Source organism: Xanthomonas sp. NCPPB 1068 (assembly GCF_041479385.2).
GTDB lineage: Bacteria > Pseudomonadota > Gammaproteobacteria > Xanthomonadales > Xanthomonadaceae > Xanthomonas > Xanthomonas cannabis.
This window is the reverse complement of the sequence record NZ_CM192986.1, coordinates 1,420,926-1,433,442: the sequence shown is the minus strand read 5'-3', so window position 1 is coordinate 1,433,442 and position 12,517 is coordinate 1,420,926. Positions and strand designations below refer to the sequence as shown.

Below are 12,517 nucleotides of genomic sequence, written 5' to 3'. Positions count from 1 at the left end.
CCCGGCGGCTTGCGCTGACTGATATCACTTTGATATCGTTTTCTCCGAACCCAAGGAGACCTACTCATGAAAGAGAAGCCGATCCGCTCATTGCCGGGCATCCCGCTCGTCCTCGTTGCCGGCGCCGGCCTGATCGGCGCAGCCTGGTACCTGCTGACCGCGATGGCCGGCACCAGCCTCACGCCCGGCGGATTGGTCGGGGCGACGTTGGGCGCGGCGGCGTGCATCTTCATCCTGGCCGGCCTGTACACGCTGGAGCCCAACCAGGCCGCGGTACTGAGCCTGTTCGGCAAGTATGTCGGTACGGTCAAGGACGCCGGCCTGCGCTGGAATGTGCCGTTCTACGCCAAGCGCCGCGTCAGCCAGCGCGTGCGCAACTTCGAGAGCGGGCGGCTCAAGGTCAACGAACTGGACGGTAGCCCGATCGAGATCGCCGCGGTGATCGTGTGGCAGGTGCTGGATGCCTCCGAAGCCGTCTACAACGTGGACGACTACGAGAGCTTCGTGCACATCCAGTCCGAGGCGGCGCTGCGTGCCATGGCCACCAGCTACCCGTACGACCAGCACGAAGACGGCCAGATCTCGCTGCGCAGTCACCCGGCCGAAATCAGTGAGCAGCTCAAGCGGCATCTGGACGAGCGCCTCACCCAGGCCGGCGTGGACGTGATCGAAGCACGCATCAGCCACCTGGCCTATGCGCCGGAAATCGCCCAGGCCATGCTGCAGCGCCAGCAGGCCAATGCGGTGATCGCCGCACGCACCCGCATCGTGGCCGGCGCGGTCGGCATGGTGGAGATGGCGCTGGCCGAGCTGCAGAAAAACGGCGTGGTACAGCTGGACGAAGAGCGCAAGGCGCATATGGTCAGCAACCTGCTCACCGTGTTGTGTTCTGATCGCGGTACCCAACCGGTGGTCAATGCCGGCTCCTTGTATTGAGGTGATGCAATGAATGTCATGGTGCCACTGGTCGTCGCGCTGTCCGGCTTGCCCGCGCTGGCGATCGCCGCCTCGATCGGGGCGGACGACGACGACCGCGCGCGCGGCCTGGGCCTGCGCTGGGCGTTGATCAGCCTGGTGATCCTGGTCGGCGCGGCATGCCTGTACTGGGCCGGCGACAACCGCGCCGGCATCTACGCGGTGGTGATCGGCATGATCATCGGCGTCAACACGCTGATCGTGTCGATGGTCATGCACCTGCGTCGCCACGGCAGCCGCAGGAACGGCGAATGAGCGAAAAGAAGGCCTACCCGCTGCGCATCAATGCCGATGTTCTGGCCGCCGCGCAGCGCTGGGCCGATGACGAACTGCGCAGCCTCAACGCGCAGATCGAATACGTGCTGCGCGATGCGCTGCGCAAGGCCGGGCGGCTACCGAAGCCCCAGGGCGACAGGACAGCCGACGACTGACGACGCGTGGGAGTCGTCGCACGAACGCGCGCGCAGTGACGTCACCTCGCATCTGCAGGCAAGATGGCCAGAGGCAGCCCTGAGTGCACCCCAGCGCTGCAGCCCCCGCGGCGGCCGACCGCATGTCATACGCCCGCCTGGAGCAGTCCAGGCTGACCACATGCGCTCGTGCTCACTGGTGACGCTCACCACTTCACCCTACCCTGTCGCAATGCGCCCTCTCCTCACCACGTTGCTCAACACCACTGCCATCGAGTTGCTGCCTGCCGCCTTGCTGCGCGCGCGCAGCAATGCCGATGCACGCGTGCTGGCGCAGGCCGACTGGCTGCTGCGGCGCAAGCGCGACGGACGCTATCTGGCCGCGCAGCTGGCACAGGGCCTCATGCCGCTGATACCGCGGCTGGCACGCGAGCCCGGGCTGGACGAGGCGCTGGACCGGCTGCAGGCCGCCGCTGCCGGCACGCAACCGCCGCACGGCATGACGCTGATGGTCGACGGCCTGCAGCGCCGCCTGGGCCGACTCGGGCTGGATGCAGACGGCTATCAGCAACAAACCGGCCTGCAGCTGATCGCCGAGCCGGCGACCTTGCAATCTGCCGGGCGCGATCGCTTCGGCCGCCCGCTCTGGCTCAGCGCAGGCGCCGCGCGCGCCTGGCACCACATGCGCGCGGCAGCGCTGCGAACGGACATCGTGCTGGATGCCATCTCCGGCTACCGCAGTCACGACTACCAGCTGGGAATCTTCGAGCGCAAATTTGCGCGTGGGCTTACCCTGGAACAGATCCTTGCAGTCAACGCCGCGCCCGGTTTCAGCGAACACCACAGCGGCGACGCGCTGGATATCGGCACCCCCGGCGAGCCACCGGCCGAAGAGTCGTTTGAGACCACCGCGGCGTTTGCCTGGTTGAACGAGCATGCGGCAGATTTCGGCTATCGCCTGAGCTACCCACGCGACAACCCACACGGCATCGTCTACGAGCCGTGGCATTGGCGTTGGCATGCTCCCTGACAGACGCGGCATGCAAGACGCAGTGGCCGCGATGGATCACTCCTGCGAACGCGGCGTCGGCACCTTGGCTGCCACGCTGAAGTCGGCGATCTTCCACAGATAGAACGCGGCATAGGTGCGGTACGGGCCCCAACGTTCGCCACGGATGGCCAGCTCCTTTGGCGTCGGCATCTGCGCCTGCTTGTCCACGCGCTGGGCGCCCTTGCGCACGCCCAGGTCATCGATCGGCAGCAGATCCGGCCGGCCCAGGCGGAACATCAGCATCATTTCCACCGTCCAGCGGCCGATGCCACGCACCGGAATCAGTGCCTGGACAATCGCCTCGTCGTCCATGAAAGCAAGCTTGCGCACGGAGGGAATCTGGCCGTCGCACGCGCGGCGTACCAGATCGCGCAACGCCAGCGCCTTGTTGCCGGAAACTCCGCAGCCACGCAATGCCGCATCGTCCACGCGACCGAGGGTGTCCGCATGCAGGCGCGGCGAGCCGATCGCCGCTTCCACCCGTGCCACGATGGTGGACGCCGCCTTGCCGCTGAGTTGCTGGAACAGGATGGCGCGCGCCAACGCATCCACCGGGTCGAACGGCTTGCGCCATCCCGGCTGCGGGGCGATCGGGCCGATACGCCGCATCCACGCAGCCAGGGCGCGATCGCGCCGGCTCAGGTGTGCAAACGCCATCTCCACATCGAAGCCGCGGGTATGGCGCGGCATGCTCAGCGCCTCAACGCACCGATGGCCAGCACCACCCAGCCCAGCATCAGGCTCATGCCGCCTACGGGCGCCAGGCTGGTCGGCCAATGCAGCAGCACGCCGCCGACCAGACTGCCCGAAAACAGGACGGTGCCGAGCAACAACAACGACAGCCCGACCCGCGCCAGTGCACGCGTTTCGGTGGCGCCAAGCACGGTGAGCACCGCGCCGTGCCCGAAGGCGTACAGGGACGCCAGTTGCAGCCGCGACTGCACCAGCGTATCGGACACGCCATGCGAGGCGTAGGCAGACAGGCCCACCGCGGTGGCGGCCAGCACGCCGCCGCAGAACGCCAGTAACGAGGGGTGTTTCTTGCGACGGTCGAGCAACGACATGAGGGGAGACTTCCTGGCAGCGCCATGGCGCAAAAAAAAACGCGCCGCAGGACTGCGGCGCGTTTTTGTCTGGATCAGATCATCGCGGTGAGACGATTACTTGATGGCCCAGTAGACGTCGTAGGTGCCGTCCTGCGTAAAGGACTTGTCCACGCCGCCCTTCCAGCTTTCGTACGGACGCTCGGTTACGTCCATACCGCTGGTGGCAGCCCAGGCACGCAGCGAGTTGCGCACGGCATCCAGGCCAGCCATGTGACCTGCATAGGTCGCAAACGCCGAGCGGTGCGCCGGGGTGCGCTGGTACTTCACAGGCGCCTCGGACGGGATGTTGACCTTCAGCTCTTCGCCCGTTGCGGCAACCGGGGTTGCATCGACCGGTGCAGCGGCTGCGGCGTCGTCCTTCTTGGCATCGGCCTTGGCGGTGCCGGTCTTGGCGTCGGCCTTCGGCGCGCCACCGGCACGCTTGCGGACCGGCTGCACGACGTCGAAGGCGTACTTGTCGGTGGCGAAGTCGGTGGTGACGATGCGCACCGGGCCAGCAGTTTCCAGACCATTGGCGTCCATGACGCGCTTGATCCACTCCTGGTTGTCCTTGATCGACTTCTTGATCGTCTCGTTGTCACGATCGATGTTGCCTGCGGTGACGACCAGCAGGTCCTCGGCGGGCACATCGACGATCTTGAGATCGCTCAACACCGGCTTGCCATCCAGCTGCGCGCGGTAGTCGAAATTCGGCACGGTGGCCAAGGCGGTTGCCAGACGCGACAGACCCAGCTTCAGGTCATCGCCCACGTGACGGCTGACATACAAGCCGGCGTAGCGACCGAACAGGTTCCAGCCGTACTTGACGCTGTAGTCCTGGGTGATCTTGACGTTCTTGTTGTTCTTGCCGGTCGGCGCCAGGGTGAAATTGGTGACCTTGTCGTAGCCCTTGGTGGGATCTTCGATCGCAATCTCAACACGCTCGTTCTTGACGGTGTTGGTGATTTCCCAGCTGCCCTTGCCGATATAGCCCTCGTTGGAGCTGTACTCGACGCGTGCACCCTTGCCCTCTTCCGGGCCGGCCAGCTTCAGCTGGATCTTCGGGTCACGCAGCACAAGCGGGTTCCAATCCTTGAAACGACGGAAGCTGTTCACGGTGTCGTAAACAATCGTCATCCTGCGGTTGGTCTCAACACTCTCGGACATCTGCCGCTCCGAGGGCAACACCAAGCCCACCACGACAAACAAGCCAGCCACGATCCCCAAGGCGATCAGGAACTCGATAATACGGGTCATTCAGGAGGTCTCCGGGGCCGATCCCACGGCCGGGTTGAGTGAAGCGAAGCCACCATCCTAGCAGGCTTCGAGAAAGATGTTCAGTTGTGCGACGGGTAGCGCGGTCTTGCGGTGTCATCCAGCGCGCGCGACGCCCTGGTGGAACTGCGCAATCCCTGCCTGCGCAAGGGTTTGCGCCGCGCGCGCAGCCATCATGCACATCGTGCGCTGCGTGCGCGTGATGCCGTGCCCGTTGCGGACGCCGATGGCCGCCGGCACCACATCTGAACGGGCCGCCGCGGCAACCGGACCACGACCTGCGGCACGCAGGTGGCAGCAGCGGTCACGATCAGACCAGTTGCAGCTCGAACGCCTTCAGCACCGCGCGGGTACGGTCGCGCACGCCCAGTTTGGACAGGATGTTGGAGACGTGATTCTTGATGGTGCCTTCGGCCACGCCCAGCGAGTTGGCAATCTCCTTGTTGGAAAAGCCGCTGGCCATCAGGCGCAGGATCTCGGTCTCGCGGTCGGTGAGCGGATCGGGCCGGTCCAGGCTGACGAACTCGTTGCGCATGTGCTCCAGGCCCGAGAGCAGGCGCTGGGTCACTGCCGGCTGCACCAGCGAACCACCATCGGCCACGGTGCGGATGGCGCCGACCAGCTGTTCCAGCGAGACGTCCTTGAGCAGGTAGCCCTTGGCGCCGGCCTTGAGCCCGGCCAGCACCAGCTGGTCGTCGTCGAAGGTGGTCAGGATGATGGTCGGCGGCAGCGTGCCGTTGCGCGAAAGCATCTGCAGGGCTTCCAGCCCGGACATCACCGGCATGCGCATGTCCATCAGCACCACGTCCGGCCGGATCTGTGGAATCTGCTCCACCGCCTGCTTGCCGTCCGAGGCCTCGGCCACCACCTCGATGCCGTTGTCCAGCGCCAGCAGCGAGCGGATGCCCTGGCGTACCAGGGTTTGGTCGTCGACCAGGCACACACGGATCATCTAAAACACTCCTTGAGTCACGGCCGCCGGCATCAGTGCCGGCGCGCCTGGAACGGAGATGCGCAGGCCGAAGCCGTCACCCCGCCGGGTTTGGATTTCCAGCTGCCCACCATACTGGTTGAGCCGCTCTCGCATGCCGCGCAAGCCATTGCCGGGCGCGACCGTGTCGGCGCCGTGGCCGTCGTCGCGGGCGTCGATCAGCACGCTGTCGGCGTCGCGGCGCACCTGGATCCACAGATTGCGCGCGCCGGCGTGGCGGACCGCATTGGTGATGATTTCCTGGGTACAGCGCAGCAGCACGTGGGCGCGCTCGGGGTCGTCCAGGGTCAGCGGCTGGGCGATGTCCAGGTGGATGTCCAGCGAAGGCACCTGGGTCACCAGCGGGCGCAGCGCCGCCTCCAGGTCGATGGCGCCGCTGTCGCGCAGCTGGCTGACCGCTTCGCGCACGTCGGTGAGCAGCAGCTTGGCCAGGGTATGCGCCTGGCGCACGTGCTCCTGTGCCTGGCCCTCGGTGATGTGGCCGGCCACTTCCAGATTCAGGCTCAGCGCGGTGAGGTGATGGCCCAGCAGGTCGTGCAATTCCCGCGAAATGCGGGTGCGCTCGTTGATGCGCGCGCTCTCGGCCAGCAGCGCGCGGGTGGCGCGCAGTTCGGCATTGAGCCGGCGCTGTTCTTCGCGCGCTTCGGTCTGCTGACGGGCCACCAGGCTGGTGACGAAGATGAACATCGAAAAGCCGCCGTAGAGCAGCGACTGCATCAGCGCGGCCAGCAGGGTGAAGTCCGCCCGCAGGTAATAGAACACCGGCAACACCGCCAGCTGGCTCAGCACCAGCCACAGCACGCCCACCCGCAGCGGCAACAGCCACGGGATCACACCGGCCGCCACCATCATCAGGATGCTGCCCAGGCCGGTGCCGCTCAGATAACTCACCGCCAGGGCGCAGATCGTCAGCAGCAACAGCAGTACCCGGTCGTACCAGTGTGCGTGGCCGCCACTGCTCAGGCCGCGGGTCAACCAGAAGTAGCTGGCGCCGAAGCCGACGAAGAAGGCCGCCATGATCAAGGCCTCGGCCACGCTGCGATGATCGCCCTCCTCGGCCGGCGGCCAATACGTGTACACCAGCGGCATGGCGATCATGGCCCAGGTGAACAGGCCGGCGAAGCGCAGGACGCGCGTATGACTGAGGTATCCCAACATGTCCGCATCTTAGGGCCAAGCCGCGCCGCTGCCCTCTTGCCGGAAGTCATGCCTGCACGTCATCGGCGGCGTGCGCGGACTGGCGACGGCGGTGCCTGCGCGGCATCCCGGCGTGCGTGCGCGTAGCCTGCCGGGACGCAGCGCGCCATCGCGGTGTGCGCTCCGGGTCGCCGCTTCAGGCCACGCATGTAATAATCCGACGCAGATCCGATTTCGGATCGAGAGCGTTACCCCACGGAGTCCCAATGTCGATCGTCATCCGCGACGTGCGCGAGCACGAGCTCGATTCCGTCCTGGCCCTGAACAACAATGCCGGACTGGCGATCCTGCCGCTGGATTCAAACAAGCTGCAACGGTTCTATGCGCAGGCCGAATATTTCCGCGTCGCCGAGCGCGACGGCAACCTGGCCGGGTTCCTGGTCGGGTTCGGTAGCGGCAGTGCGCACGACAGCAGCAATTTCGCCTGGTTCCGGGACCGTCATCCGGAATTCTTCTATATCGACCGCATCGTGGTCGCCAGCCGCCGCCGCGGTGGTGGCGTGGGCCGCGCGTTCTACGCCGATGTGCAGAGCTACACCGAGCTGCGCTACCCGCAACTGGCCTGCGAGGTGTTCCTGGACCATGGCGCGGATGCGGCGCTGCTGTTCCATGGCAGCTTCGGCTTCCGCGAAGTGGGCCAGAACACCATGCCCGACGTGGATGTGCGCGCCAGCATGCTGCTGAAGGACATGTGCAGCTATCCGTGGGTCAAGGAGACCTATGGCGGCAACCTGCCCGAGGACCTGCCGTGGGTCGGCCGGCCGCGTCATGCCGCCACCGCCAATCAACCGACGGGGGCCTGAGGCGTGTCGAGCGTGAATGTGGATTTTGAGCAGGCCGGCGAACTGAAGATCGGCCAGGTGGGTATTGCCAACCTGCGCATACGCACCCTGGACGTGCCGCGCCTGGTGCGTGAAATGCGCGAACGCGTGAACCGTGCCCCCAAGCTGTTCGGGCGCGCAGCGGTGATCCTGGATTTCGGCGGATTGTCGCAAGTGCCGGACGTGGCCACCGCCAAGGCACTGCTGGACGGCCTGCGCGATGCCGGCGTGCTGCCGGTGGCCCTGGCCTACGGCACCAGCGAAATCGACCTGCTGTCGCAGCAGCTTGGCGTGCCGCTGCTGGCCAAGTTCCGCGCGCAGTACGAGCCGACTGCAGTCAGCCCGCCGCCACCGCCACCGCCGCCCGCACGCGCCGAACCGGCACCGCCCGCCGCGCGCCCGGCACCGGGCCGCATGCAGCGCACCGCGGTGCGTTCGGGCCAGCAGCTGTACGCGGAGAACTGCGACCTGACCGTCCTCAATACGGTGGGTGCGGGGGCGGAGGTCATCGCCGACGGCAGCATCCATATCTACGGTACCCTGCGTGGCCGCGCTCTGGCCGGCGCGCAGGGCAACCCCGACGCGCGCATCTTCTGCCGCGACTTCCACGCCGAACTGGTCGCCATCGCTGGCCACTACAAGGTGCTGGACGATGTTCCCATGGACCTGCGTGGCAAGGCCGTCCAGGTCTGGCTGGAGCAGGATCAGATCAAGATCGCTGCGCTTGATTGACGCGGCCCAACCACAGAAACATTCGGAGAAATCCTTTGGCTGAAATCATCGTAGTCACCTCCGGCAAGGGCGGCGTCGGCAAGACCACCACCAGCGCGAGCCTGGCCTGCGGGCTGGCAAAGCGCGGCAAGAAGGTGGCCGTCATCGACTTCGACGTCGGTCTGCGCAACCTCGACCTGATCATGGGCTGCGAGCGGCGCGTGGTGTACGACTTCGTCAACGTCGTGCATGGCGAAGCCACGCTCAAGCAGTCGCTGATCAAGGACAAGCGCTTCGACAACCTGTACGTGCTGGCGGCCTCGCAGACGCGCGACAAGGATGCGCTGACCCAGGAAGGCGTGGAAAAGGTGCTCAAGGATCTGGCCGCCGACGGTTTCGATTACATCGTCTGCGATTCGCCGGCCGGTATCGAAAAGGGCGCGTTCCTGGCGATGTATTTCGCCGACCGCGCGGTGGTGGTGGTCAACCCGGAAGTGTCCTCGGTGCGCGACTCCGACCGCATCATCGGCCTGCTCGACTCCAAGACCCGCAAGGCCGAGGAAGGCAAGGCGGTACCGGCCTTCCTGCTGCTGACCCGCTACAGCCCCGGCCGCGTGGAAGGCGGCGAGATGCTGAGCATCACCGACGTGGAAGAAGTGCTGGGCCTGAAGGCCATTGGCGTGATTCCCGAATCCGGCGACGTGCTCAATGCCTCCAACAAGGGCGAGCCGGTGATCCTGGACGCCGAATCCCCGGCCGGTCAGGCGTATGAGGACGCAGTCGCCCGCATCATGGGCGAGGAGCGCCCGATGCGATTCACATCCGTGGAGAAGAAAGGCTTCTTCAGCAAGCTGTTCGGAGGGTAAGCATGGGCCTGCTCGATTTTCTCAAGAGCAAGAAGAACACCGCCGAGACGGCCAAGAACCGCCTGCAGATCATCATTGCGCAGGAGCGCAACCACCGTGGCGGGCCGGATTACCTGCCGCTGATGCAGCGCGAATTGCTGGAGGTGATCAAGAAATACGTCAACATCGATGCCGATGCGGTGCGGGTTGATCTGGTCAAGGATGGCGAACACGACGTGCTCGATATCACGGTCGCGCTGCCGGAAGACGGCGACAAGTAGGCGACCTCCCGCTGCGGCCATGCCGTCCGCCCACACGGGCGCGCTGCTTGGCCGCAGCGTCGACCTTCTGCCGACGGTACCGTGTTCGCACGGTACCGTTTTGGTGTCTGCCCCACCGCGCCCTGCGGCGCGCCCGACCGCGAGCGACTGCGCGTGACTGCTGACCCTGCCCCGGTGCCTGATGCTTCCCAAGTGCTGTGCGTGGCCGATATCGGCCTGGAGGCGCCGACGGCGTTGCTCGGCCGCTACGGCCTGCGCCTGCACCGCGTCGACGCGGGCGCGCCGATTCCCGGCAGTTTCTGGGGCGAACCGGAGGCCGGCATCATCGGCTGCGATGTCTATGTGCGCGATGACACCCCGGTGCATTCGATGCTCCATGAAGCCGGGCACCTGATCGTGTTGCCGGCCGACAGGCGTGCAGCCGTACACACCGATGCCACCGATTCGGTGGATGAGGAGGACGCCACCTGCTACCTGCAGATCCTGCTGGCCGAACAGCTGCCCGGGGTGGGCAGCGCGCGGTTGATGGCCGACATGGATGCCTGGGGCTACACCTACCGCCTGGGCTCCACGCGCGCCTGGTTCGAGCAGGATGCCGAGAACGCGCGCAGCTGGTTGAACGCGCGCGGGTTGCTGCCTGCCTGAGGGCGGCGACGTGGCCGCGTGGACGATAGCGCAGCACGCCGTGGCATCTGCGTGCCGCGCCAGGGTCGCCGCTCGCTGCACGCATCGCCAGTGCGGATGGATCGACGTCCGCACGCCGCCTGCGGGCGATCGGGCCTGTCGCAGGTCGCGCGCAGGCCGTGTCATCTCGGTTCCTAGGCGTGCACCGGTGCACCCGCCGTGCTGGCATCGACCAGATCCAGCGTGGCCACCGTGCCCTGCCCTGCATCGGATGCAAGGCTCAGCTTCCAGCCCAGGTGCTCGCACAGCCGGCCGATCAGCTCCAGCCCGATGCCATTGCCCTGGCGTGCATTGCCGCGCGCCAAGCGGGCGTAGATGGCGCTGACTTCTTCCGGCGTCATGCCGTGGCCCGGGTCGGCGATGCGCACCGTGCCCGGTGCCGAGAGCGAAATCCGGATGATGCCGCGGTCGCTGTTTTCGATGGCATTGCGCAGCAGATTGCCGATGGCGGTCTGCACGATGGCCACCGGCGCGGTCAGGCTGCAGGCCGGCAGCGGGTCGATGACCAGTTGCAGGTCCTTGTCGGCACACAGATGCGCATGGTCGGCAACGATGTCCGGCAGCAGCTGATCCAGCCGCAGCGTATCGCTGCTACGCACCAGCCGGCCTGGGTCCTTGGCCAGCACCAGCAACAAGGTGATCAGCTGCTCCACCGACGCGCTGGTCTGGGCGATGCGCTGCAGCTGATGGCGCACCGCCGGCGGCGTGCCGGGTTGTTCGAGCGCCAGCTCCACCGCATTGCCGATCACCGCGATCGGCGTGCGCAGCTCGTGGCTGGTGCTGTCGATGAAGGCGCGTTCGCGCTCGACGAAGTGGCTGTTGCGCTCCAGATAATCGTTGAGCGCATCGGCGATGACGTACAGCTCGGCGCTGCCCTGTGCGCCCACCGCGATCTGCTGCGCGCGCTGCTCCGGGCGCAGCGCGCCGATGTCGCGGGCCAGTTCCACCAGCGGGCGCACCAGGCGCGCCATCGCATAGGTGCCCATCAGCACGGTGATGCCGATCAGCGCGATGCCGGCGGCCAGCATCCAGCGGGTCAGGAACTTTTCCAACGCCTCGAAATCGGTGATGTCCAGCACCAGCGCCAGGCGGCCGGCCTGTGGGGTATCGCGCACCATCACCGCGCTCTGGCGGCCGGCAACCTCCAGCTCGTCGTGCAGACCCGGGTGCAGGGTGCGCAGCACCGGCGGCACGCCTGACGAGCCATCGATGCGGTAAAGCCGCAAGGTGTCCGAGTCCTGCCAGCGGTAGTCCGGATTCTGCGTGCTGCGATCGAGGATGCTGTCCAGCTCGGAGTTCAGCAACGAGCGCCACACGCCATGCTCTGCGCGCTCGTGCAGGTACTGCGCGGTGCCGAATACGGCCAGCGTCATCAGAAGCGTGTACCCGAACAGCCACACCATGACGCGGCGGCCCAGCGGGCGCTGCTTAGCCATCGACGCTGTCGCTGCGTGCAGGCTCGCTGCCGCTGTCGAGCTCGGCCAGGCGGTAGCCGAGCCGCGGCAGGGTGTGGATCAACTTCTGCGCAAACGGGCCGTCCACGCTGCGGCGCAATTCGTAGATATGCGAACGCAGCATGTCGCCATCGGGCGGGTCGTCGCCCCACAGCGATTGCTCCAGCCGCTGCCGGGTCACCGCCGCCGGGCTGGCCTGCATCAGCACCTCCAGCAATTTGCGGCAGGCCGGATACAGGTGCAGCGCCTGGCCGGCGCGGGTGGCCTCCAGCGTGGCCAGATCCAGGCGCAGGTCGGCCACCTGCAGCAGCTTGCCGCGGCGGCGGCCGTGCGCACGCGCCAGCAAGGCCTCGATGCGCACTTCCAGCTCGGGCAGCGCGAACGGTTTGGTCAGGTAGTCGTCGGCGCCGGCGCGGAAGCCGGCGATCTTGTCGGGCAGCTCGTCACGGGCGGTGAGCATGATCACCGGCAATTCGGACTGATGCTGCTCGCGCAGGCGGCGCAACACTTCCGGGCCGTCCATGCGCGGCATCATCCAGTCCAGCACCAGCACGTCGTACTGCTGGGTGGTGGCCAGATGCAGGCCGGTGACGCCGTCGGGCGCTGCGTCCAGGGTGTGCCCGCGCGCTTCGAAGTAGTCGAACAGGTTGGCAACCATGTTGCGGTTGTCTTCGATGACCAGCAGCCGCATGCGCGCGATTCCAGAACGGCCCGACCGGGACGGTGTGCGCATCCTA

The 12,517-nt window shown here is 66.6% G+C and carries 16 protein-coding genes; 9 read left to right on the top strand and 7 right to left on the bottom strand.

Annotated features, from left to right (window positions below; all coding sequences use genetic code 11):
• Nucleotides 1–66: 66 nt before the first annotated feature.
• The 4 genes from ACCQ12_RS06170 (at nt 67) to ACCQ12_RS06155 (ending at nt 2,415) form a co-directional block, all read left to right on the top strand.
• The gene (locus ACCQ12_RS06170) at nt 67–936 is read left to right on the top strand and encodes an SPFH domain-containing protein (RefSeq protein ID WP_228333204.1); all 870 of its coding nucleotides are present in this window, start codon (nt 67–69) and stop codon (nt 934–936) included.
• A 9-nt stretch (nt 937–945) separates the two neighbouring features.
• Nucleotides 946–1,230 (top strand): hypothetical protein, encoded by a 285-nt coding sequence (locus tag ACCQ12_RS06165; protein WP_039409835.1) that lies wholly within the window; start codon nt 946–948, stop codon nt 1,228–1,230.
• Nucleotides 1,227–1,406 (top strand): type II toxin-antitoxin system antitoxin, encoded by a 180-nt coding sequence (locus tag ACCQ12_RS06160; RefSeq protein ID WP_047695959.1) that lies wholly within the window; start codon nt 1,227–1,229, stop codon nt 1,404–1,406. Before ACCQ12_RS06165 ends, ACCQ12_RS06160 begins: the two co-directional genes overlap by 4 nt.
• Before the next feature lie 211 nt (nt 1,407–1,617).
• Nucleotides 1,618–2,415, top strand: a complete 798-nt coding sequence (locus ACCQ12_RS06155; RefSeq protein ID WP_166750523.1) for a M15 family metallopeptidase — start codon at nt 1,618–1,620, stop codon at nt 2,413–2,415.
• A 36-nt stretch (nt 2,416–2,451) separates the two neighbouring features.
• Here the strand turns inward: ACCQ12_RS06155 and ACCQ12_RS06150 are convergent, their stop codons facing one another.
• The 5 genes from ACCQ12_RS06150 to ACCQ12_RS06130 form a co-directional block, all read right to left on the bottom strand.
• Entirely contained in the window at nt 2,452–3,126 is a 675-nt protein-coding gene (locus ACCQ12_RS06150) for a DNA-3-methyladenine glycosylase family protein (RefSeq protein WP_372383181.1), read from the bottom strand.
• A 2-nt stretch (nt 3,127–3,128) separates the two neighbouring features.
• Complete coding sequence (locus tag ACCQ12_RS06145) at nt 3,129–3,500, bottom strand: DUF423 domain-containing protein (RefSeq protein WP_372383180.1); 372 nt, start codon at nt 3,498–3,500, stop codon at nt 3,129–3,131.
• A 96-nt stretch (nt 3,501–3,596) separates the two neighbouring features.
• A complete protein-coding gene (locus ACCQ12_RS06140) occupies nt 3,597–4,778 on the bottom strand; it encodes a polyketide cyclase (protein ID WP_372383179.1) in 1,182 nt (393 codons plus the stop codon).
• 328 nt (nt 4,779–5,106) lie between these two features.
• Nucleotides 5,107–5,748 (bottom strand): response regulator, encoded by a 642-nt coding sequence (locus ACCQ12_RS06135; RefSeq protein WP_039409820.1) that lies wholly within the window; start codon nt 5,746–5,748, stop codon nt 5,107–5,109.
• A complete protein-coding gene (locus ACCQ12_RS06130) occupies nt 5,749–6,945 on the bottom strand; it encodes a sensor histidine kinase (RefSeq protein ID WP_039409817.1) in 1,197 nt (398 codons plus the stop codon).
• Nucleotides 6,946–7,190: 245 nt separating this feature from the next.
• On the opposite strand from ACCQ12_RS06130, the gene ACCQ12_RS06125 reads away from it, so the two are divergent.
• The 5 genes from ACCQ12_RS06125 (at nt 7,191) to ACCQ12_RS06105 (ending at nt 10,287) form a co-directional block, all read left to right on the top strand.
• A complete protein-coding gene (locus ACCQ12_RS06125) occupies nt 7,191–7,787 on the top strand; it encodes a GNAT family N-acetyltransferase (RefSeq protein WP_039409814.1) in 597 nt (198 codons plus the stop codon).
• Between the two features lie 3 nt (nt 7,788–7,790).
• Nucleotides 7,791–8,537: a septum site-determining protein MinC gene (gene minC / locus ACCQ12_RS06120; protein WP_039409811.1), complete on the top strand. Its 747-nt coding sequence runs from the start codon at nt 7,791–7,793 to the stop codon at nt 8,535–8,537.
• A gap of 35 nt (nt 8,538–8,572) precedes the next feature.
• Nucleotides 8,573–9,382: a septum site-determining protein MinD gene (minD, locus tag ACCQ12_RS06115; RefSeq protein ID WP_184439826.1), complete on the top strand. Its 810-nt coding sequence runs from the start codon at nt 8,573–8,575 to the stop codon at nt 9,380–9,382.
• A gap of 2 nt (nt 9,383–9,384) precedes the next feature.
• Complete coding sequence (gene minE / locus ACCQ12_RS06110; protein WP_011036323.1) at nt 9,385–9,642, top strand: cell division topological specificity factor MinE; 258 nt, start codon at nt 9,385–9,387, stop codon at nt 9,640–9,642.
• Between the two features lie 153 nt (nt 9,643–9,795).
• Complete coding sequence (locus ACCQ12_RS06105) at nt 9,796–10,287, top strand: hypothetical protein (protein ID WP_039409866.1); 492 nt, start codon at nt 9,796–9,798, stop codon at nt 10,285–10,287.
• A 173-nt stretch (nt 10,288–10,460) separates the two neighbouring features.
• Here ACCQ12_RS06105 and ACCQ12_RS06100 read toward each other — a convergent pair whose 3' ends face one another.
• Both ACCQ12_RS06100 and ACCQ12_RS06095 read right to left on the bottom strand, forming a co-directional pair.
• Nucleotides 10,461–11,762, bottom strand: a complete 1,302-nt coding sequence (locus ACCQ12_RS06100) for a sensor histidine kinase (RefSeq protein WP_372383178.1) — start codon at nt 11,760–11,762, stop codon at nt 10,461–10,463.
• Nucleotides 11,755–12,471: a response regulator transcription factor gene (locus ACCQ12_RS06095; protein WP_104580986.1), complete on the bottom strand. Its 717-nt coding sequence runs from the start codon at nt 12,469–12,471 to the stop codon at nt 11,755–11,757. Before ACCQ12_RS06095 ends, ACCQ12_RS06100 begins: the two co-directional genes overlap by 8 nt.
• Between the last annotated feature and the right edge of the window lie 46 nt (nt 12,472–12,517).